The sequence below is a fragment of the Acidovorax sp. GW835-FHT14G06 genome, from assembly GCF_058793595.1.
This window is the reverse complement of sequence record NZ_JBXAGA010000005.1, coordinates 285341-305574: the sequence shown is the minus strand read 5'-3', so window position 1 is coordinate 305574 and position 20234 is coordinate 285341. Positions and strand designations below refer to the sequence as shown.

The window sequence follows — 20234 nt, the reverse complement described above, 5'->3', positions numbered from 1 at the left end:
GGGCGGACGCACAGCCCCTGGCGCGCCTGCTGGAATGGCCCGCCTGGCCGGCTGGGCACGCCCATTGCTTGGGTGCTGTCATGCCCACCCATGTCCTGAACCTGCCCGCCGGTGCCAGTGCCCTCTGGCAAAACCGCCTGGGGTTGCTGCTGGAGTCCACGGGCGAGGGCGTGTTTGGTATCGACCTGGCCGGCAACTGCGTGTTCATCAACCGGGCGGGCGCACAGATGCTGGGCTTTGCCGCTGAGGAGGTGATGGGACGCAACATGCATGCGCTCACCCACCACAGCCACCCCGACGGCAGCCCCTACGCCGACAGCGACTGCCCCATCTTCAATGCCTTCCGCCAGGGCCTGCCCTGCCGGGTGGACACCGAGGTGTTCTGGCGCCGCGATGGCTCGGCGTTTGCCGTGGAGTATTCCAGCCACCCCATTTTGGAAGGCGAGCAGGTGCAGGGTGCCGTCATTGCGTTTGTGGACATCACCAGCCGCAAACGCGCCGCCGACGAGCTGCAGCGCGCGCACGACGACCTGGCCCGCGCCAATGACGAGCTGGAGCGCCGTGTGGCCGCGCGCACCCACGAGCTGTCGCAGGCGCTAGCGCAGCTGCGCGAGCTGTCGGCTTACTCGGAGCAGGTGCGGGAGGACGAACGCACCCGCATCGCCCGCGAAGTGCACGACGAGCTAGGCAGCCTGCTGGTGGCGCTGAAGATGGATGTGAACTGGTTGCACAAGCGCCTGGGCGAGCAGGGCGAGCGCACGCCCGAGGCGGCGGGAGACATGCGCACCCAGATGCGCTGCAAGTGCCAGAACATGAGCCGCCTGATCGAAAACGCGGTGGACAACGTGGGCCGCATCATCACCGACCTGCGCCCCAGCATCCTGGACCACCAGGGGCTATGGGCCGCGCTGGAGTGGCAGGCGCAGGAGTTCGTGCAGTCGGCCGAACTGGAGCTGGCATGGCAGATGGATGTGCCCGCCACCCTGCACTTGCCCGAGCCTGCAGCCATCGCTGTGTTCCGTATCTTCCAGGAGATGCTGAGCAATGTGGGCCGCCACGCGCAGGCCAGCGCCATCGACATTGCCATCGACGTGCAAGATGAGATGCTGCAACTGCGCGTGCGCGACAACGGCGTGGGCGCCACCCGCCAGGCCCTGGAGGCGCCCACCGCCTATGGCGTGATGGGCATGCGCGAGCGGGCGCGGCAGCTTGGGGGCCGGCTGAGCATCACCAGCGAGCCGGGGCAGGGCTCGTGCCTGCAATTGCTGATTCCTCTGGAGCTGTCATGAATTCCGTGGTTCGAGTGTTGATCGGTGATGACCACCGCATCGTGCGGGAGGGGCTCAAGCAGGTGCTGGGCGACCCGGCCAATGGCGCGCCCGAGATCACCGTGGTCGCCGAGGCCACCCAGGGCCGCGAGGTGCTGGAGCTGGTCGCCGCCCTGCAAGGGCCCACGGGAACACCGGGGCTGGACCTGGTGCTGCTGGACATCGCCATGCCGGGCATGGACGGCCTCGAAGTGCTGCAGGCGCTGCGCAAGGCCTGGCCTGCATTGCCGGTGCTGATGCTCAGCACCTACCCCGAGCGGCAATACGCGGTGCGCTGCATCCAGATGGGCGCGGCGGGCTACCTGCACAAAAGCGCCGATCCCGACGACATGGTGGCCGCCGTGCGCAAGGTGGCAGCAGGCGAGCGTTACCTGACGGAGGCGACCGCGCAAGCCCTGGCAGGTGCACTGGAACGCACCGGGGTGGTGCGCACCGCCCAGCAGGGCACGCCCGCCGGGGTGGACGCGCTCTCCTATCGGGAGCACCAGGTGTTCCGCCTGCTCACTGCCGGGCAGAGCGTGAGCGAAATTGGTGCGCAGCTCAAGCTAGCGCCCAACACGGTGAGCACCTACCGCGCCCGCATCCTCGAAAAGACCGGCGCACGCAACGATGTGGAGCTTGCGCTGCTGGCGCGTGGCGCACCGGCAGAGTGAATTCGGTGCGTTGCACGACCGATTTGTAGTGCTGGCCCTACACGCTGTAGACACCACACCCACGAATTCATGACAGCGGGCCGACACCGGCAAAAACTGGCCCGCGCTTTGCGTAACGCCTGGCACCAACTTCTTCGAGGTGTGCCATGTCCGAATTCTTCTCGCCCTACGATGCCGACCGCCCGTTGATGCTGAAATGCAGCTGTGGCCGCGACCACACGGTGGCCGACCACCACGCCGAGGTGTCGGCCGATGCCGCCGCAGCCACCCTGCGCCAGCGCAGCGAGACCCGTGAGTTCGAGCTCTACAGCAACGAGTTCATCGAAGCCACGCTGGTCAAGGCGCTGTTTCCGCAAGACGCAGTACGCCGCCGCTTCATCAAAGCGGTGGGCAAGGGAACGGCCATGGCGGCCATCGCCAGCGTGCTGCCCGTGGCCAGCATGCAGGCCATGGCGCAAGAGAAACAGGGCGCACTGGAGAAGACCAACCTCAAGATCGGCTTCATCCCGATCACCTGCGCCACCCCGCTGATCATGGCCCACCCGCTGGGCTTCTACAGCAAGCAGGGCCTGAGCGTCGAAGTCACCAAGACGGCCGGCTGGGCACTGATCCGCGACAAGATGATCAACAAGGAGTACGACGCCACGCACTTCCTGAGCCCCATGCCGCTGGCGATCTCCATGGGCCTGGGCTCCAACGCCACGCCGATGAACGTGGCCACCATCCAGAACGTGAACGGCCAGGCCATCACGCTCAGCCTCAAGCACAAGGACAACCGCGATCCCAAGAACTGGAAGGGCTTCAAGTTCGCGATCCCCTTCGAGTACAGCATGCACAACTTCTTGTTGCGCTACTACCTGGCCGAGGCCGGCTTGAACCCTGACACCGACGTGCAGCTGCGCGTGGTGCCACCCGCCGAGATGGTGGCCAATCTGCGAGCGGGCAATATCGACGGCTTCCTCGGTCCCGATCCTTTCAACCAGCGCGCCGTGTTCGAGGAAGTCGGCTTCATCCACCTGCTCACCAAGGACCTGTGGAACGGCCACCCCTGCTGCGCCTTCGGCACCAGCACCGAGTTCATCCAGAAGAACCCCAACACCTTTGCCGCGTTGTACCGCGCGGTGCTCACCTCGGCCGCGATGGCGCGCGACCCAGCCAACCGGGAGCTCATCGCCAAGGTGATTGCGCCCCAGGCCTACCTGAACCAGCCCGAGGCAGTGCTCAACCAGGTGCTCACCGGAAAGTTCGCCGACGGCCTGGGCAAGATCCAGAACGTGCCGGACCGCGCAGACTTCGACCCCATGCCGTGGCAGAGCATGGCCGTGTGGATGCTCACGCAGATGCAGCGCTGGGGCTACATCAAGGGCGATGTGGACTACAAGCAGATCGCCGAAAAGGTGTTCCTCATCACCGATGCGAAAAAGCAGATGAAGGCGCTGGACCAGAAGGTGCCCGAAGGCGCGTACCCCAAGTTCAAGATCATGGGGCGCGAGTTCGATGCGGCGAAGGCGGCCGAGTACGCCAAGAGCTTCCCCATCCGCAAGGCGGCATGAAATGAAGCACCCCCTGAGTCGCTTCGCGCCTTCACCCCTCTCTCGCCTTGCTGCGCAATGCGGGAGGGGGACGCCCCCAGCGCTGCGGGGCGGCCCTTGCGCGGGGGCACTGGCTTCGGCCCTGCGCGTTTTGTGGGCTGGTGAACTTGTGGAACGCACGGAGATTTGACATGACAAGTTCCAAAAACCTCAACCTGCGCGCGGGCCTGTTGTCCGTGCTCATCTTCCTGGCACTGCTGGGGATCTGGTACATCGCCACCGCTTCTTCGGGCGCGGGCAACAGCACGGCCGGCATGACCGCCGAGCAGATCGAGTACGCCAAGATGATGGGCAAGGACCCAGGCGCCAGCGCCAAGGGCAGTGGCTTCCCCTCACTGGCAGAGATGGGCCGTACCGTGTGGGGGCACGTGTCCAACCCGTTCTATGACAACGGCCCCAACGACAAGGGCATCGCTATCCAGCTCGCGCATTCGCTGGGCCGGGTCGCGCTAGGGTTCGGCCTGGCCTGCTTGGTGGCGATACCGCTCGGTTTCGTCATCGGCATGTCGCCGCTGCTGCGCCGTGCGTTCGACCCGTTCATTCAGGTGCTCAAGCCCATCAGCCCGCTGGCGTGGATGCCGCTTGCGCTCTACACCATCAAGGACTCATCCATCTCGGGCATTTTCGTGATCTTCATCTGCTCGGTGTGGCCCATGCTGGTGAACACGGCGTTTGGCGTGGCATCGGTCAAGCGCGAGTGGCTCAACGTGTCGGCCACGCTGCAGGTCAACCCGCTGCGCAAGGCCTTCCTGGTGATCTTGCCCGCCGCAGCGCCCACCATCCTCACGGGCATGCGCATCAGCATGGGCATCGCCTGGCTGGTGATCGTGGCGGCCGAGATGCTGGTGGGCGGCACGGGGATTGGCTACTTCGTGTGGAACGAGTGGAACAACCTGTCGCTCACCAACGTGATCTTTGCCATCCTGGTGATTGGCGTGGTGGGCATGTTGCTCGACCTGGCGTTTGGCCAGCTGCAGAAGGTGGTGACCTATGTGGAGTGATGTCGCCCAGCGCCCGGCTGTTCCAGCCCCTCTTGCCACTGACGCCCCGCAACGAAAGGCCTCTGCCGTGACCCAAGGCTTCCTCCAGATCGACCGGCTGAGCAAAGCTTTTGTGCCCGCCAAGCCCGTGTTTGCCGATGTGTCGTTCACGCTCGACAAGGGCGAGTTCGTCTGCATCATCGGCCACTCGGGCTGCGGCAAGACCACCATCCTGAACGTGCTGGCGGGGCTCGACACCGCCACCTCGGGCACCGTCATCATGGACGGGCGCGAAGTGGCCGGCCCCAGTCTGGACCGGGGCGTGGTGTTCCAGAGCCACGCGCTCATGCCCTGGCTCACGGTGCGCCAGAACATCGCGTTCGCCGTGAAGTCGCGCTGGCCCGACTGGAAGAAGAGCCAGGTGGATGCGCATGTGGAGAAGTTCGTGGCGCTGGTGGGCCTGAGCCCTGCCATAGACAAGAAGCCCTCACAGCTCTCAGGCGGTATGAAGCAGCGCGTGGGCATTGCGCGCGCGTTCTCCATCCAGCCCAAGATGTTGCTGCTGGATGAACCCTTTGGCGCACTGGATGCGCTCACGCGCGGCACCATCCAGGACGAGCTGATGGCCATCGTGCGCCAGACGCAGCAGACGGTTTTCATGATCACCCACGATGTGGACGAAGCCATCCTGCTGGCCGACCGCATTCTGCTCATGAGCAACGGCAACGAGACGCCCGAGGGCTACCGCCCCGGCGGCATCGCCGAGGTGGTGGTGAACCCGCTACCACGCGAACGCACGCGCACCAGCCTGCACCACCTGGACGGCTACTACGCGCTGCGCAACCACATCGTGGACTTTTTGGTGACCCGAGCCAAAGCCCACTGATTTCCTGAATAACCAAGCCCTGTCGTGTTGCCCCTTGGGGTGGCAGGGAGGGTGGCACCCTGAAGTTCCTGTTCCCCGTTTCAAATCCCACCCCAACCAAGGAGTCATCCCCATGAACCGCAACGACGTCACCGAAAAAATCATCAGCACCAAGGTCGCCAAGGGCCTGCAATGGGACGCCATTGCCAAGAAAGTCGGCCAGTCCAAGGAGTGGACCACGGCCCTGTGCCTGGGCCAGATGACTGCATCGCCCGAGCAGGCCAAGATCGTCGGCAAGATATTCGGCCTCACCGCTGAGGAGCAGAAGTGGCTGCAGGTGGTGCCCTACAAGGGCTCGCTGCCCACGCCCGTACCCACCGACCCGCTGATCTACCGCTGGTACGAAATCGTGAGCGTGTACGGCACGACCATCAAGGAGTTGATCCACGAAGAGTTTGGCGACGGCATCATGAGCGCCATCGACTTCAGCATGGACATCCAGCGCGAAGCCAATCCCAATGGCGACCGCGTGAATGTGGTGCTGTCGGGCAAGTTCCTGCCGTACAAGCAGTATTGAACCCCCTGAGTCGCTTCGCGCCTTCCCCCTTTCTCTCGAATTGCCGCGCAATTCGGGAAGGGGACACCACCAGCGCGGCGGGGCGGCCCTTGCGCGGCGGTCGCTGGTATAGGCCGTGCTCGTTATACCGGCGTGGGCCTATGCATTGCGCTGAGTGGGGAAGCTAAGACGGTCAAAGCACCTTGACCGCCCGGCCGATGAACTGGATGGGGCCCGTAGGCTTGCCAATCGGTGAGCCCGTGGGCGGTTCCAGCGTCAGCTCAAACAGCTGGTTGGGCTGCAGCGGCGGCAGCTTGTCCAGCGGGATCTGCAGGGGCTGACCGGGCTGCACCAGGCCCAGCGACACGGGGCCGCTCCAGCCGTCGGCCTTGGTCCAGAACTCCAGGGCCTTGTCGGCCGGCACTTCGGCCACGCCCAGCGGGATCAGGCTGATCTGCCGGGGCGAACTGGCCTGCACCACCCAGCCAGGGGCCTTGTCCTGCGGCGCGACCAGCACCACCATGAACTGTGGCGGCGCAGCGACCGGTGCCGTGCGGGTGACGAGCACCGCCGCGAGGACGGCGGCCATGGCAAAGCCCGAGCCGGCGAGGGCCCGCCACAGGCCGAGGTGGTCCCACCAGCGCATGGATGGCTTGCGCGCGGTTTTTGCGCGGGGTTGGTAGGCAACGGGTGTCGCAGCCTGCTGCGGGCTGGCAGCTTGCAGCGACTGATCGATGCGCGCCCACAAGGCAGCGGGCGGCGCGATGGGCTCCACCAGCTGGGTCAGTGGCAGCAGGCGGTCTTCCCATTCCGCGACCGCGTGTTGCAACGCCGGGTCGGCGGGCAGGCGGTGTTCCACGGCTTGGCGCTCTGCGGCGGGCAGGGTTCCCAGCACGTACTCACCGGCCAGAACGTGCAGGTCTTCCGGCGAGGGGGTGGACGGTGTGTTGTGCGTGCCAGTCATGCCATGCACTCCCGCAGCGACACCAGGCTGCGCCGTATCCACGCCTTCACGGTGCCCAGCGGCGCGCCCAGGCGTTCGGCAATTTCGCCGTGCGAGCAGCCGTCCACATAGGCGTGCAGCACGCAGTTGCGGCGCGCGGGGTCCAGGGCCTCCAGGCAATGCTGCAGGCGGCCCAGGCTGGCGTTCAGCGCAAATGTTTCCTCGACCTCGTGGTGGGCCTGCACAGACATGTCGGCCTCCATGGCTTGGGTGGTGGTGTCGTCCACATCGACGTGGCGGCCCGCGTCGCGTACCGCGTTCAGGGCCAGGTTGCGCACCACGCTGTAGATCCAGCCGCGTGCGCTGCCCCGGCTGGCGTCGTAGCTGGCGGCGCGCGTCCAGATGTTCACGCAGGCATCGTGCACGATGTCCTCAGCCAGCGCGCGTTGACGCACGATGCGCAGCGCCACCCCCAGCAGCCGCGCCCCCTCCTGTTGGTACAGGCGGTGCATGGCCTGCCGGTCGCCGGCTGCGCAGGCGGCCAGAGCAGCTTCGTAGTCAAAATCGCCGGGGGAGTCGGGCACGGTGTGCAGGCAGCGGGGCCTTGGCTAAAGGGTGGGCGCATCGTAGCCGCAAACCCGCCACCGCCTGGCGGTAGCCCCCGCTGGGCAGGGGATTGCGTGCGCGTGGTTTACGCGGCCTTCCAGAAGATGTAGTCGGCCTGGTACTTCACGATCTGGCGCTCGCCCTTGTTGGCGGTGGTGCAGGCGGCAGCGGGTGCCACGCCGCCCTTGAGGGCCACGCGCTGGATGAAGGTCACGCCGGTCATGGCGCCCGAACCCATGGCGGGGTTGGCCTTGACGAGCTGGTAGGGCAGGTTGCCCGTGCCCGATGGCGCTACGGCCAGCTGGGTGGCTGTCAGCTTGGACCCATCGCTCGACTCCCAGGTGGCCGGTGGGCCGTAGTAGGTGCCCACTTGTTTGCCGCTGCGGTCATTCAGCACGGCCTTGGGGCCCACGAACACCCATTCGGTCTGGCCCGGCATGTTGGCCTTGTCGCGGCATTCGTAGGTGATCTCGCCCACGCCCACGGTTTCCATCGCCACCTTGTTGCCGGCTGGCACCTTGATGCTGTCGGGCAGGCTGTCCTGCGAGTACATGGTTTTGGAGGGCGACGACATCATCGAGCCGCAGGCGCTCAGCAGCACGGCGGCGGCGATGGCGCCGGTCAGGGGGAGCAGGCGGGAAATCTTGGACGTGTGGAAGGTCATGGCGTTTCTCTCTTGTCTATGGGTTGATAGGACAGCAGCAAGATGCGCTGCTGTAGGTACTACCCACGAAAACGCCGTTTGGATGCAGTGGATGCAAAAAATATTTCGCCCGCTGCCGGGCCGGCTTCCCTTCGGCCCGGGCCAGGGCGCGATCAATGCAGGGTCATTGGGCGGGTGGTGGTCTTGACCCGCACCACCGCCGCCCGGTGTTCGTAGGGCGACACCGGCTGGCCCAGGATGGCGGCCGCCAGCGCGCGCGCCTGCCGGGCAATCGGCTCGATATAGCGGCTGCACAGCCCGTCAATGCTGATGCAGTCGCCCAGCGCATGGATGCGGGGCACGCTGGTCTGCAGTGTGGCGCTGTTCACCGCAATGCCGTTGGCCCAGGCCAAACCCGCGCTCTGCGCCAGCCGGTTGGGGGGCAGCAGGCCCGCGGCCACCACCACTTCGTCAGCCGCAAAACGCCGCCCGCTGGTGGCGGTCACGCGGTAGCACGAGCCCACGCGTTCCACCTGCTCCACCTGCAGGCCGCCCTCAAAGCGGATGGACAGGTCCTTCCAGGCGTCGAGCAACTGCGGCCCCGCCTGCTGGTCGTGCCAGCGCGCCAGCGGTTCGGCGGCCGTGTCCAGCAGCGTGATGCGGTGGCCGCCCAATGCCAGGTCATTGGCCAGCTCGCTGCCCACCAGGCCTGCGCCGATGATGAGCACGTCCTTGGGGCGGTCACCCAGGTGCTGGCGCAGGCGCTGGTAGGCGTCCAGATGGTTGATGCGCCAGCACAGGCTGGCGGGCAGCCCCGGCGGCAAGGCGGCCTGCGCACCGTGGGCCAGCACCAGGTGGCCGTAGCGCAGCACGCCCCGCGTGGTGCGCAGTTGGCGGGTGTCGGCGCAGATGCGCACGGCATGGGTGTGGCCCAGCAGGGTGACGCCCAGGCGGTGCGCCGCATCGCGACCGGTTTCGGACACCAGGGCCAGCGGGTCCAGCTGGCGCGCCATGGCCACCGACAGCAAAGGCTTGTCGTACCGGTCGCCCGCGCAGGCCGTCACCAGGGTGATGGGCAGCGCGGCGCTGTGTTGGCGCACGGTTTCGGCCAGTTGCCAGCCTGCGCGGCCTGCGCCGACGATGACGACCCCCTGCTCGCCGCGCACGCGGAGGGAGGCGGCTGGCGCTGCTCTGGCCTGCGCCCTCAGCGCTTCCAGCGTGGGGGCTTCGTACTGCGAAAAATCGGCCTTGGTCACCCCGCACAGCGGGCAGGCCCAGTCTTCGGGTATGTCCGCCAGTCGCGTGCCCGGCGGCAGGCCGCCATCGGGGTCGCCGTCTGCCTCGTGGTAAACGTAGCCGCAGGCGTTGCAGATGTAGCTTTGCCAGGGCGCCTGGCTGGCCGCGTCGGCGAACGCATCGCACAGCGCCTGTGATGCCGCGCTCAACGCGAACGCGGTGGCTGCCGACGGCGTGGCGGTGGGGAGGGCGGGCGTCATGCTGGCATCTCCTCAGTGCTGAGCCGGGCGATCTCCTTGCGCAGGTGCTTGATGGCGGGTGTGACGATGGCCACAAAGTGCGACTCGCGCACGCGCCGCTGCACGTCCGAGCTCATGAGGTAGCCGCGCGCGCCCTGGTGCATCAGGGCCGACTGGGCGGCGCGCAGGCACAGCTCCGCGCCATGGGCACGGGCGTCCAGCACGTCGATGAAGAAATCAGTGCTTGTGTCGAACGGCGTCTGGGCCAGTTGCATGACGCGCGCAGTCAGTGCATCCAGCTCGGCCTGCAGGGCGTCGGGACGGTCTTCCAGGAACTGGTTGACGTGGCCCAGTTGGGCCTCCACCGCCCACATCGAATCGATGGCACCCTGCGTGATGCCCACCGCCATGCCGCATTGCAGCATCACGAACGCCGCGCGGATGCGGGCGATGAAAGGGCGGGTAGGGTCAGCGATGGTGTCGGCCGTGCCGATGAAATGGTCCTTGAGCCGCAGCGCATAGGTGCCCGTGCCCTCCATGGCCGAGAAGCTGGGGCATTCGCGCATCTCCACGCCCGGTGCGTCGCAGCGCAGCAGGAACATCACCTCGCGCTGGCTGGCCGCACCATCCGCCTCCACCACCGCAGCAATCGCGCCGCAGTAGTGGCCGGGCCCCAGGTTGCTCACCCAGGGCAGGGTGCCGTTGATGAGGTAGCCCCCCTCCACTGGCGTGGCCTTGAGCAGCAGGCTTTCGATCTGCGCGTAGCTCTTCATGGGGTTGGACAGCGCCGTGCCGCCCATGCCTGCGCCGCTGGCGTGGCGCTGCAGCACATCGCCCACCAGCGCGGGGTTGCCCGACTGCTGCAGGTACAGCCCACACACCGCCTGGCACCACATCATGAAGCCCGTGGCGCCGCACACGCGCGAGGCCTCGGCCATGGCGCGGATGGCCAGGCCGTAGTCGGCCGGGCCGGCCGTGCTGTCCAGGTGCGCGCTCATCGCACCCACGGCGGCCAGCTGCTGCAGCTCGGCGCAGGGGTAGTAGCCGGTGCGGTCAATCGCCTCCACCTGCGCGGCCAGCGGGCCCTGGGCAATGTGGCGTACGGCGGCCAACAGCGCATCGCCCCGCAGGGCGCCGTCCAGGTGGAGTTGGGGGGGGATGTCGGCGGGGTTCATGGGGCTCCTTGGGTGCGCGGGGCGGGCAGGATGTGGCGCTGAATCAATCAGCCAGGCTGATCTCGAACGGGATCGGGTTGCGCATGCTGTTAGCCACGGGCGAGTAGAAATTGGCGTGCTGCACGATCTCGTCCAGCACCTCGCGCGGCGCGTCGCCTTCCACCAGCACCTTCACGCGGATCGCCTGAAAGCCCATCTCCGGCGGCGTCTTCTGCAATGCGCCACCCGCACCCCAGGCGGCGGGGTTACCGATGTCGCCTTCCATGAACACCTCGATCTTGCTGAGCTTGACCTGCTTCCAGGTGGCCACGGCCGTGATGCCCACGGCCAGGCAGCCGCCCAGGCCCGACAGCACGATCTCGCCGGGCGCAGGCGCCGTGTCCTGACCGAACAGGTGCAGGGGCTCGTCCACCACCACCGGCGCATGGTTGCCCACATAGCTCAGCGAGCGGTACTGCCCCTCCATCACCGTATGGACCTTGTTGGTGCCCCGGCTGGCAGGGTTGTTGCGGCCCTTGTCGGCAAAGGCCATCAGCCCGTCGCGGTCGATGGGGCGCAGGTGCGTGTGCACGGTGGTGACGGGGGCAGAGGGTTCCAGCAGATCGGTGGACATGGTGTTCCTTGGAGAAAGAGAAGGGAATGCAAAAAAAAAGAAGGACAGGGCTCGCAGCGGGCCACGCCCGCTGCAACAACGCACGGGGCTCAGGCCGCCAGCGCCAGCGCAGGCTTTTTGGGGAACTTGACCAGCGGCAGCCCGCTTTCAATCGGCAACTTGTCGTCGCGCGACCATTCGTTCCACGAGCCGAAGTACATGCGCACATCGGCAAAGCCCGCCTGCTTGAGCGCCAGGAAGGTGTTGGACGCGCGTGCGCCCTTGAAGCAATACAGGTACACCGTGTCCGCCGGGCTGATGCCCGCCGTGGCGCATTCGGCGCGCACTTCGTCGGGCGACTTGAACACCGGGCCCTGCGCCGACGGCTTCATGAAGCGGTACCACTCCAGCCACTTGGCGCCCGGCAGGCGACCCTTGCGCGGCGCGAAGTCCTTGCCATAGGGGCTGGAGCTGTCGCCAATCCACTCGTCCACATCGCGCACGTCCAGCAGCACGGTGTCGGTGCCCAGGGCCTCGATCACGTCTTCCTTGGTGAGCATCACATCGGTGGTGGCCAGCTGGGTAGGGAAGATGGCGGGCGTGGGCACCACGGCTTCTGTGGAGACGGGCAGCTCTGCCGCCTTCCAGGCCGAGTAGCCGCCATTCAATACCTTGACCTTGGGGTAGCCCAGCCAGGTCAGCAGGTAGTAGCCCCGGCACGACTGGCCGTAGCCGCTGTTGAGCGCATCTTCATAGAACACGGCCGTCTCCCCGCCCGACAGGCCGATGGCGCCCAGGTGCGCGGCAAAGGTGTCTTTCAGCTCCTGCAGGCCCTGGGGCGTGGAGGTGGCGAGGTAGGTGAAGGTCTCGCGCAGGTTCACCGCGCCAGGGATGTGCCCCAGGGCATAGGTGTCGGCGTCGCGGGTGTCGATCAGCACCACAGGCTCTGCGGCTTGCAGGGCCAACAACTGGGTGGGTGAGATGAGGACGGCGTCGGAGGCGGAAGCGGTCACGGTGCTCATGGGAAACCTTTCGATGCGGTGGTGGGCGGGATGCCTGCCTTCCTTATCGCAACAGGTGTGCCAGAGCGGTTGATGATTTAAGAATTTGAATCAAATAGGCCGGTGGCGCTAGTGGAATGTGCGCCACTAGCTATTAAATTAGTAGTACTTGGGTGCGGCCACATGTTGGTAGCCGGGATGGAGCGGACCGCGCGAGACACTGTGTCTACAAATTGTCGACACAGTGTCTGGCGTCACTTCAGCCCCGCCTTGCGCAGCCGGTAGCTGAACTGCCGCAGCGTCAGCCCCAGGCTCTGCGCTGCGCGCGACTGGTTGCCGTGGTGCTCGGCCAGTGCGGCCTGTAGCACCAACACGCTGTGAGACTGAGCGGGCGCGTAGTCACGCACCAGCGGCGGCTGGGCAGTGGCAGGGCGCGCTGCTGCCCCGATGGCGGCTGGGGGTGGTGGTGTGGGAGGCGAAGGCACAGGCACGGACGCAGCCGGCAGAAACCGGTCCAGCTCCGCCCGCGCCACCAGCGTGTCATTGGCCAGCAGCACCAGGCGTTCGATCACATTGCCCAGCTCGCGGATATTGCCGGGCCAGGGGTGTTCTTCCAGCCGCGCCAGTGCGTCGGGCGAGAGGTTCACGTTGCGCTGGTGCGCCTGGTTGGCACGGCTCACAAAGTGCAGCGCCAGCGCGCGGATGTCCTCGCGCCGCTCGGCCAGCGAGGGCAGGTGGATCGGAATCACGTGCAGGCGGTAGTACAGGTCCTGCCGAAAGCGCCCGGCCTCCACATCGGCCGCCAGGTCGCGGTGGGTGGCCGCCACCAGGCGCACGTTCACCTTCACCTCCCGCTGCCCGCCCAGTCGTACCAGCGTGCCCTCCTGCAGCGTGCGCAGCAGCTTGGACTGCAGGGCCAGCGGCAGCTCGCCAATCTCGTCCAGAAAGATGGTGCCGCTGTCGGCCTGCTCGAACCAGCCCGCGCGGGCTGTGCTGGCGCCGGTGAACGCGCCTTTTTCGTAGCCAAACAGTTCGGACTCGAACAGCGTGTCCGGGATGGCCGAGCAGTTGACCTTGATGAAGGGCCGGTCGCGCCGCCCGCTGGCCAGGTGCACGGCGCGTGCGAACAGCTCCTTGCCCGTGCCCGACTGGCCCAGCAGCAGCACGGTGGCCTGGGTTTGCGACACGCGCTCCAGCTCGCTCAAGGCCTGCAGCAGCGGTGGCGAGCTGCCAATGAGCCCGTAGCGCGCGCTTTTGGTGTTGAGGGCGTTGGCCAGCACGGTGTTGCGCGCCTGCAGCTGGCGCGTTTGTTCGGCCACCAGGGCTTCGAGCTGCAACAGCTGGCCCACCAGCGTAGCCAGCACACGCAGCACGGCCAGGTCGTCGTTCAGATGGCGCTGGCGGCTGCGGATGCGGTGGCAGGCCAGCACGCCGATGGGCGCGTTGTTGACCTCGATGGGCAGGGCGATGAAGGCCACCGTCTCGGGCGGCAGCTGGCTGCGCTCCACCGCGCGTGCCAGAAACAGCGGTTCGGCATCAATGTCCTGCACGATGGCAGGCTGCCCCGTGGCCAGCACGCGGCCCGTGATGCCCTCGCCCCAGGCGTACTGCCCGCGCTGCACCTCGGCCTGGGTGAGGCCGTACGCATGCTGGATGGAGGCGGTGCGGGGCGCGCCGGCTGTGGAGGAGGGAGCGTCGTCCACCAGCACGATGCGCCCCCGGTTCAGGCCCAGCAGCTCGCTCATCAGGTGCAGCATCTCGCGCAGCACCAGGCCGGGCGCCAGGCTGCGGCCAATGAGGCGCATTACCTCGCGCATCAGCAGCAGCTCCTGGGCGTGCCAGTCGGTGGGGGCGCGGGCGGGGGGCGGAGGGGGCATGGCTCGTGCGTTGCAAGTTCTGCGCCCGGTTGGATTAAAGTTCACCGCAGTCCCTCTTTTAGACCTTTGCCGAAAGCACCCCCACCATGACAACCCTCGGAACCCCCCTGTCCCCCCATGCCACCAAAGTCATGCTGCTGGGCTCGGGCGAGCTGGGCAAGGAAGTGCTGATCGCGCTGCAGCGCCTGGGCGTCGAAACCATCGCTGTGGACCGCTATGAGAACGCGCCCGGCCAGCAAGTGGCCCACCACGCGCGCACCATCACCATGAGCGACCCAGCCCAGCTGAAGGCGCTGATCGAAGCCGAACGGCCCCACCTGGTGGTGCCAGAGATCGAAGCCATCGCCACCCCCATGCTCGAAGAGCTGGAAGCCGCAGGCATCGTGCGCGTGATCCCCACCGCCCGCGCCGCGCGCCTGACCATGGACCGCGAAGGCATCCGCGTGCTGGCGGCCGAAACCCTGGGTCTGCCCACCAGCCCGTACAAGTTCTGCAACTCGCTCGAAGAGTTGCAGGCCGCGATTGACGGCGAGAACGGGAAAGGGGTGGGCTACCCCTGCATCGTCAAGCCCGTGATGAGCAGCTCCGGCAAGGGCCAGAGCAAAATCGACGGCCCGGCCGACGTGCAAAAAGCCTGGGACTACGCCATGGCCGGCGGCCGCGTGAGCCACGGCCGCGTCATCGTCGAGGGCTTCATCGACTTCGATTACGAGATCACCCAGCTCACCGTGCGCTCCGTGGGCGCAGACGGCCAGATCGCCACCAGCTTCTGTGACCCCATCGGCCATGTGCAGGTGAGCGGCGACTATGTGGAAAGCTGGCAGCCCCACCCCATGCACCCCGCTGCGCTCGAAAAGTCGCGCCAGATCGCCAAGGCCGTGACCGACAACCTGGGCGGCCAGGGCCTGTTTGGCGTAGAACTGTTTGTGAAAGGCGAGAACGTCTGGTTCAGCGAAGTGAGCCCCCGCCCGCATGACACCGGCCTGGTCACGCTGTGCACCCAGCACCAGAGTGAGTTTGAATTGCACGCACGCGCCATCCTGGGCCTGCCGGTAGACACCAGCCTGCGCAACCCCGGCGCCAGCGCGGTGATTTATGGCGGTGTGGAAGCCCAGGGCATCGTGTTCGACGGCGTGGAAGAAGCCCTGCGCGTGCCTGGCACCGACCTGCGCCTGTTCGGCAAGCCCGAGAGTTTTGTAAAGCGCCGCATGGGCGTGGCGCTGGCGCGGGCTGAGAATGTGGACACGGCGCGTGCGAACGCCAAGCTGGCGGCGAGCAAGGTCAGGCCCCGCGTGGCCTGATGGCCTGTGGCCGCAGCAGCGGCGGGCCGGTGCGTCGGCGCTTCTGAAGGAGAACCCCTGTGAGCCTGAGTGCGCGGATCCTGTGGCTGGTGCTGGCAGCCTCCCTGTTGCCTGTGCCAGCCCTTGTGTGGCTGCTGCTGGAGTTCCGGTCGGCCACCACTAGCCAGGCGCGTGACCGGTTGGTGGCCCGGGCAGGCTTGATTGCGAGCGACCTGGACGACAAGATCGCTGGCACCGGGCAACTCCTGTTTGGTCTTGGGCGCGTACCCCTGCTGGCAGCGGGCGACAAGGCAGCCTGCTCTGATTTCCTCGCAGATGTCCTCAAGGAGCATCCCCAATACACCGGCATCCTCACCATTCAGCCCGATGGCTCCCTGTTCTGCGATTCGCTGCGCAGTGGCCGCACATTGGACCTTCGCGACCGCAGTTACTTTCAGCGCGCGCTGACGGCCTCCGGGCCGGTGGTGGAGGCGGCCATAGGCCGCCTGACGGGCAAGGGGGTACTGCAGGTGGCGTATCCGGTGCGCGATGCGGGCGGAGCGTTGCGCTTCATCCTGCTGGCCTCGCTCGACATGCAGGACTACGGGCAAGCCATGGTGCAGGCACAGCGCTATGAGCGCATGCACCTGCAGGTATGGAATGCCGATGGGTCGGTGGTCATGGACTTCCGCCGGCCAGAGGTAGCGTCGCTGACCCTGGGGGGCGTCGAACGCACTTTCATGCTGCAGGCGGCCGACGGGCATGTCGTGATGGAGGGGGGCGATGGCGTGCGTCGCGTCTGGGTGCGCGCCCAGTTGCCGCGCTCACAGGGCTCCGACCTGCGCCTGGCCCTGGCCGTGCCCGAGGACGACTTGCGTGGCCCGGTGGAGCGGCAGTTCCGGCGCGCGCTGCTGGGGTTGCTGGCGCTGGCGGCCATTGTGTTCGTAGCTGCTTTTCTGCTGGTGGAGTTTGCGGTGCGCCGCCATGCCGTGCGCGTCATCCGCGCCATTGGCCGCATGGATGCTGGCAACTACGCCGAACCCATTGGCGCGCCCTATCCCCCGGGAGAGCTGGGGCAGGTGGCCCAGGCACTGGACCGCATGGCGGAGTCGCTGCAGCGCCAGCAGCATTCCATCGCGCAACACACGGAGACGCTGGAGCGCCAGGCGCGGCGGGACCCCCTGACCGACCTGGCCAACCGCTACAGCCTCACGGAGCGGCTGGACGCGGCGTTGGATCGGGCGCGGGGGCAGGGCCACTGCGTGGCCGTGCTGGCCATGGACCTGGACCGGTTCAAGGGGGTGAACGACAGCCTGGGCCACGCCCGGGGCGATGCATTGCTCAAGGATGTGGCGGCCCGGTTGCAGGGCTGTGTACGCCCTGGCGATGTGGTGGCCCGGCCGGGAGGGGATGAGTTTGTGGTGGTGCTGCCCGACCTGCCGGATCCGGCCTTGGTGGAGCCCATGGCGCGGCGCATTCTGCGGGCGCTGACCCTGCCTGTGGAGACCGGCACATCCAGCTGGTTGCTGGGCACCAGCCTGGGCATTGCCATCTTCCCGCAGGATGGGGACTCCGGGGATCTCCTGCTGCGCAATGCGGATGTGGCCATGTATGACGCCAAGGACCTGGGTGGGAACCGGCTGGCTTTCTTCAGCCCGCACATGACGCATGTGTTGACGGAGCGCCTGCGGGTGGAGGCGGGCCTGCGCCATGCCATTGAGCACGACGGGCTGCGCCTGCACTATCAGCCCATCATGGATGCGCGGACGGGCCGGGTGTCTTCGGTGGAGGCGCTGGTGCGGTGGGCGGACCCGGAGCGTGGGCTGGTGTCTCCGCTGCAGTTCATCGCCATTGCGGAAGAAACGGGGCTGATCGTGCCCCTGGGCGAATGGGTGCTGAACGAGGCCTGTGCCCAGGTACGCCGGTGGCTGGATGCCGGGTGGGGGGAGATCCCGGTGGCGGTGAACCTTTCGGCCCGCCAGTTTCAGGAGCCCGAGCTGGACCAGGTGGTGGCCCGCGCCTTGCAAAGCACCGGGTGCCCGCCCCAGCTGCTGCAACTGGAGATCACTGAAAGCTCGATCATGGAGCCCGTGGAGGAGGCCCTGCAGACCATGCAGCGCCTCACCGCTCTGGGCGTTCAATTGGTCATTGACGACTTCGGCACCGGTTATTCGTCGCTGAGCCAACTCAAGCGGTTTCCGGTGCGCAAGCTCAAGATCGATCGGTCGTTCGTCAACGATCTGGGGAGCAATGACCGGGGCGAAGTGCTGGTGGACGCCATCGTGGCCCTGGCGCAAAAGTTGGGCTTGCGCACGGTGGCCGAGGGCGTAGAAACCGAGCACCAGGCCCAGTGGCTGACCCGGTTGGGGTGCGACGAACTGCAGGGCTATCTGTTCTCGGAGCCTTGTGCACCGCAAGCCCTCGAAGGCTGGTGGGCGGGGCGGCTGGCAGGCCACCCTGCGGGCCTCACTCCCGAATCTGCCGCCCCGTGAGTTTGAGGAACAAATCCTCCAGATTGGCTGGCCGGTGCAGCGTGCGCAGGTGGCCGTGTGCGGCCAGGGCCTGCAGCAGCGGCTGCGCGTTCTGCGTATAGAAAAACACGGTCTCGCCGCTGATCTCCACGCGCGCGGCCAGGGCACGCAGCGCGGCGTCTTCGGCCATTTGTACGGCCCCCACGCCGAACACCTCCACCACATCGGGCTCCAGGTGCTGGGCGATCAGTTCGCGCGGGCGTCCTTCCGCAATCTTGCGGCCGTGGTCCAGCACCAGCAGGCGCGAGCACAGGCGCTCGGCCTCGTCCATGAAGTGCGTGGTCAGCAAGATCGACTTGCCTTGCTGCAGCAGCAGTTGCAGCCGCTCCCACATCAGGTGGCGCGCCTGCGGGTCCAGGCCCGTGGTGGGCTCGTCCAGCAGCAGCAGGCGCGGGTTGTTGACCAGGGCCCGCGCCAGTGACAGGCGCCGCTTCATGCCGCCCGACAGTTCGCCCGGCTTGGCATGGGCCTTGTGGGTGAGGGCTGCAAACTCCAGCAACTGGGGTACACGCTCGTCCATGACTGGGCCCTTGAGGCCGAAGTAGCGGCCGAAAACGCGCAGGTTTTCGGCGCAGGTGAAGTCCGGGTCCAGCGTGTCGAACTGCGTGACCACACCCAGCTGCGCCTTGATGGCCAGTGCATCGCTTGGCATGTGCAGAGGGGCGGTGCTAGGCTCGGGAGTGAAAAGTACTTCCCCTCCGTCTGGCGACGCCAGGCCCAGGCACATGCGGATGGTGGTGGTCTTGCCCGCACCGTTGGGGCCAATGACGCCCAGGCATTCGCCGGGGGCAATGGCAAAGGACACATCGTCCACCACTGTGGTCTCGCCGTAGCGCTTGCGCAAGTGCAGAACTTCAAAGAGTGCAGTCATGGGGGGATTGTGTGCGACGAGAGCCTTGTAGATGTTTGTGCGGTCGTTTTTGCCAGGATCTGCCGCAGGCGCAAGTAGATATTGCACTGGCTGCTATCAAAACAGGACCCCGCAGATCACTCCTCTGCGACCAGCCGCCCACGGCCTCCCGTTTTGGCTGCATAGAGGGCGCCGTCGGCACGTGCCATCAGTTCCGCCAGACCAGCTTCGCCCGGCTGCAGGACTGCCATCCCGGCGCTGTAGTCCAGCGCAAAGCCCAGCTCTGCCACGCTGGCAGCGTGCAGGCGTTTGCGCAGCCGCCGGTCCAGTGCGAGCCCGGCGGGCGCGCTGTTGTGCAGCAGCAGTACACCAAACTCCTCACCACCCAGGCGCCCGACCAGATCGCCGCTGCGGCAGGTGTCACCCAGCAGCCGGGCAAACAGTCGCAGCGCTCGGTCCCCCGCCTCGTGGCCGTGGGTGTCGTTGATCTGCTTGAAGTGGTCCAGGTCCAGCATCAGTGCCGTCATGGGCAACTGGTGGCGTGCTGCGTGTGCCAGCAAGCTGCTGCCTTGGGTGGTGAAGCCGCGCCGGTTGAGCACACTGGTCAGGCCGTCCGTCATGGCGAGCGTGCGCAGCTTGTGCTCGGTCTCCGACCGCCAAGCCACCAGCAAGGCCACGGTGCCGAGCACCAGGCTCACGTTGGTGGCCACAGCCGCTGCTAGGTTGACAGGGTGGGGTGTGCGAAAGCTGGGGTACTGGTCGGTGAAGGCGCCGAGCATGCCCCGCGCCAGTGTGAAAGCGGCCGACGTCAGCAGGCAGCCGAGCAGCAGGCTGCGCCAGCGCAGGTTGGCCTCGACCACGGGCGCCAGGGTGGCGCGCGCAACGATGCACAGGATGGCGGCCAACAAAAAGTTGGCCCAGCCCACGCGCCAGGCGTAGTGGCCAAAGCCCAGGGTGTAGCCCAGCGGGGCGGCTATCACCAGCACCAGCAGCAGGCGGCGCAAGGGGCGGGGGCCCAGCCATTCTTCCAGCGCCCTGTACAGCATCCACTGTGCAGCCGCGTTGCAGGCAATCGACAGGGTGGAGAGGGCCTGGTCCCACAGGGTGGATGAGGTAATGATGGCCGCCCAGGCCACCGCCTGCAGCAGCATGCTGGCTTGGACGTGGCGGGCGGCGCGACTCACGTCCCGGCCCATGATCAGCGGCAGCGCAGCCGAGATCATGAACAGGTTGGCCGCCATGACCGTCATCAGCGTGAGGAAGTCCAGCGGCATGCGCAGCGGCCCC

18 protein-coding genes are annotated in these 20234 nt (G+C 66.9%); 8 read left to right on the top strand and 10 right to left on the bottom strand.

Annotation, left to right across the window (positions count from 1 at the left end; all coding sequences use genetic code 11):
• The first annotated feature begins 80 nt into the window (after nucleotides 1-80).
• The 6 genes from AC1Q64_RS10835 (at nucleotide 81) to cynS (ending at nucleotide 5995) form a co-directional block, all read left to right on the top strand.
• A complete protein-coding gene (locus AC1Q64_RS10835) occupies nucleotides 81-1289 on the top strand; it encodes a sensor histidine kinase (protein WP_492251329.1) in 1209 nt (402 codons plus the stop codon).
• Complete coding sequence (locus tag AC1Q64_RS10830) at nucleotides 1286-1981, top strand: response regulator (RefSeq protein ID WP_291435486.1); 696 nt, start codon at nucleotides 1286-1288, stop codon at nucleotides 1979-1981. Before AC1Q64_RS10835 ends, AC1Q64_RS10830 begins: the two co-directional genes overlap by 4 nt.
• Nucleotides 1982-2127: 146 nt before the next feature.
• Complete coding sequence (locus AC1Q64_RS10825; RefSeq protein ID WP_492251328.1) at nucleotides 2128-3534, top strand: CmpA/NrtA family ABC transporter substrate-binding protein; 1407 nt, start codon at nucleotides 2128-2130, stop codon at nucleotides 3532-3534.
• 170 nt (nucleotides 3535-3704) lie between these two features.
• Nucleotides 3705-4574 (top strand): nitrate ABC transporter permease, encoded by an 870-nt coding sequence (ntrB, locus tag AC1Q64_RS10820; RefSeq protein WP_218298949.1) that lies wholly within the window; start codon nucleotides 3705-3707, stop codon nucleotides 4572-4574.
• Entirely contained in the window at nucleotides 4564-5439 is an 876-nt protein-coding gene (locus AC1Q64_RS10815; RefSeq protein WP_056745592.1) for an ABC transporter ATP-binding protein, read from the top strand. The genes ntrB and AC1Q64_RS10815 overlap by 11 nt, the downstream gene beginning before the upstream one ends.
• 112 nt (nucleotides 5440-5551) lie before the next feature.
• Nucleotides 5552-5995 (top strand): cyanase, encoded by a 444-nt coding sequence (gene cynS, locus AC1Q64_RS10810; RefSeq protein ID WP_492251327.1) that lies wholly within the window; start codon nucleotides 5552-5554, stop codon nucleotides 5993-5995.
• A 172-nt stretch (nucleotides 5996-6167) separates the two neighbouring features.
• Here the strand turns inward: cynS and AC1Q64_RS10805 are convergent, their stop codons facing one another.
• From AC1Q64_RS10805 to AC1Q64_RS10770, 8 genes are all read right to left on the bottom strand, one after another.
• Nucleotides 6168-6938, bottom strand: coding sequence for an anti-sigma factor (locus tag AC1Q64_RS10805; RefSeq protein ID WP_492251326.1), 771 nt, complete (start codon nucleotides 6936-6938; stop codon nucleotides 6168-6170).
• Complete coding sequence (locus AC1Q64_RS10800; protein WP_492251325.1) at nucleotides 6935-7501, bottom strand: sigma-70 family RNA polymerase sigma factor; 567 nt, start codon at nucleotides 7499-7501, stop codon at nucleotides 6935-6937. The genes AC1Q64_RS10805 and AC1Q64_RS10800 overlap by 4 nt, the downstream gene beginning before the upstream one ends.
• A gap of 107 nt (nucleotides 7502-7608) precedes the next feature.
• Nucleotides 7609-8187, bottom strand: a complete 579-nt coding sequence (locus AC1Q64_RS10795; RefSeq protein ID WP_492251324.1) for a DUF3455 domain-containing protein — start codon at nucleotides 8185-8187, stop codon at nucleotides 7609-7611.
• Between the two features lie 152 nt (nucleotides 8188-8339).
• Entirely contained in the window at nucleotides 8340-9662 is a 1323-nt protein-coding gene (locus AC1Q64_RS10790; RefSeq protein ID WP_492251323.1) for an FAD-dependent oxidoreductase, read from the bottom strand.
• A complete protein-coding gene (locus AC1Q64_RS10785; RefSeq protein ID WP_492251322.1) occupies nucleotides 9659-10816 on the bottom strand; it encodes an acyl-CoA dehydrogenase family protein in 1158 nt (385 codons plus the stop codon). Before AC1Q64_RS10785 ends, AC1Q64_RS10790 begins: the two co-directional genes overlap by 4 nt.
• Nucleotides 10817-10859: 43 nt before the next feature.
• Nucleotides 10860-11429 carry an OsmC family protein gene (locus tag AC1Q64_RS10780; RefSeq protein WP_008905298.1) on the bottom strand — a complete coding sequence of 190 codons (570 nt, stop codon included), beginning with the start codon at nucleotides 11427-11429 and terminating at the stop codon, nucleotides 10860-10862.
• A gap of 89 nt (nucleotides 11430-11518) precedes the next feature.
• Nucleotides 11519-12430 (bottom strand): sulfurtransferase, encoded by a 912-nt coding sequence (locus tag AC1Q64_RS10775; protein ID WP_492251321.1) that lies wholly within the window; start codon nucleotides 12428-12430, stop codon nucleotides 11519-11521.
• Nucleotides 12431-12663: 233 nt separating this feature from the next.
• On the bottom strand, nucleotides 12664-14286 hold the full coding sequence (locus AC1Q64_RS10770) for a sigma-54 interaction domain-containing protein (RefSeq protein WP_492251320.1): 1623 nt from the start codon (nucleotides 14284-14286) through the stop codon (nucleotides 12664-12666).
• 86 nt (nucleotides 14287-14372) lie between these two features.
• Here AC1Q64_RS10770 and purT point away from each other — a divergent pair, with 86 nt between their 5' ends.
• On the top strand, nucleotides 14373-15587 hold the full coding sequence (purT, locus tag AC1Q64_RS10765) for a formate-dependent phosphoribosylglycinamide formyltransferase (protein ID WP_492251319.1): 1215 nt from the start codon (nucleotides 14373-14375) through the stop codon (nucleotides 15585-15587).
• Between the two features lie 59 nt (nucleotides 15588-15646).
• Nucleotides 15647-18058 carry a putative bifunctional diguanylate cyclase/phosphodiesterase gene (locus tag AC1Q64_RS10760; RefSeq protein ID WP_492251318.1) on the top strand — a complete coding sequence of 804 codons (2412 nt, stop codon included), beginning with the start codon at nucleotides 15647-15649 and terminating at the stop codon, nucleotides 18056-18058.
• On the opposite strand, the gene AC1Q64_RS10755 is transcribed toward AC1Q64_RS10760, so the two are convergent.
• Complete coding sequence (locus AC1Q64_RS10755; protein WP_291438234.1) at nucleotides 18033-18968, bottom strand: ATP-binding cassette domain-containing protein; 936 nt, start codon at nucleotides 18966-18968, stop codon at nucleotides 18033-18035. The two genes, AC1Q64_RS10760 and AC1Q64_RS10755, sit on opposite strands and share 26 nt — an antisense overlap.
• Before the next feature lie 116 nt (nucleotides 18969-19084).
• Complete coding sequence (locus tag AC1Q64_RS10750) at nucleotides 19085-20221, bottom strand: GGDEF domain-containing protein (protein WP_291438233.1); 1137 nt, start codon at nucleotides 20219-20221, stop codon at nucleotides 19085-19087.
• Nucleotides 20222-20234 lie beyond the last annotated feature (13 nt).

Coding starts and splice junctions, on each gene's coding strand:
- AC1Q64_RS10805 (WP_492251326.1), bottom strand. CDS start 6,938: ATGACTGGCACGCACAACACACCGTCCACCCCCTCGCCGGAAGACCTG.
- AC1Q64_RS10755 (WP_291438234.1), bottom strand. CDS start 18,968: ATGACTGCACTCTTTGAAGTTCTGCACTTGCGCAAGCGCTACGGCGAG.
- AC1Q64_RS10775 (WP_492251321.1), bottom strand. CDS start 12,430: ATGAGCACCGTGACCGCTTCCGCCTCCGACGCCGTCCTCATCTCACCC.
- AC1Q64_RS10790 (WP_492251323.1), bottom strand. CDS start 9,662: ATGACGCCCGCCCTCCCCACCGCCACGCCGTCGGCAGCCACCGCGTTC.
- AC1Q64_RS10815 (WP_056745592.1), top strand. CDS start 4,564: ATGTGGAGTGATGTCGCCCAGCGCCCGGCTGTTCCAGCCCCTCTTGCC.
- AC1Q64_RS10825 (WP_492251328.1), top strand. CDS start 2,128: ATGTCCGAATTCTTCTCGCCCTACGATGCCGACCGCCCGTTGATGCTG.
- cynS (WP_492251327.1), top strand. CDS start 5,552: ATGAACCGCAACGACGTCACCGAAAAAATCATCAGCACCAAGGTCGCC.
- ntrB (WP_218298949.1), top strand. CDS start 3,705: ATGACAAGTTCCAAAAACCTCAACCTGCGCGCGGGCCTGTTGTCCGTG.
- purT (WP_492251319.1), top strand. CDS start 14,373: ATGACAACCCTCGGAACCCCCCTGTCCCCCCATGCCACCAAAGTCATG.
- AC1Q64_RS10750 (WP_291438233.1), bottom strand. CDS start 20,221: ATGCCGCTGGACTTCCTCACGCTGATGACGGTCATGGCGGCCAACCTG.
- AC1Q64_RS10835 (WP_492251329.1), top strand. CDS start 81: ATGCCCACCCATGTCCTGAACCTGCCCGCCGGTGCCAGTGCCCTCTGG.
- AC1Q64_RS10780 (WP_008905298.1), bottom strand. CDS start 11,429: ATGTCCACCGATCTGCTGGAACCCTCTGCCCCCGTCACCACCGTGCAC.
- AC1Q64_RS10795 (WP_492251324.1), bottom strand. CDS start 8,187: ATGACCTTCCACACGTCCAAGATTTCCCGCCTGCTCCCCCTGACCGGC.
- AC1Q64_RS10785 (WP_492251322.1), bottom strand. CDS start 10,816: ATGAACCCCGCCGACATCCCCCCCCAACTCCACCTGGACGGCGCCCTG.
- AC1Q64_RS10830 (WP_291435486.1), top strand. CDS start 1,286: ATGAATTCCGTGGTTCGAGTGTTGATCGGTGATGACCACCGCATCGTG.
- AC1Q64_RS10770 (WP_492251320.1), bottom strand. CDS start 14,286: ATGCCCCCTCCGCCCCCCGCCCGCGCCCCCACCGACTGGCACGCCCAG.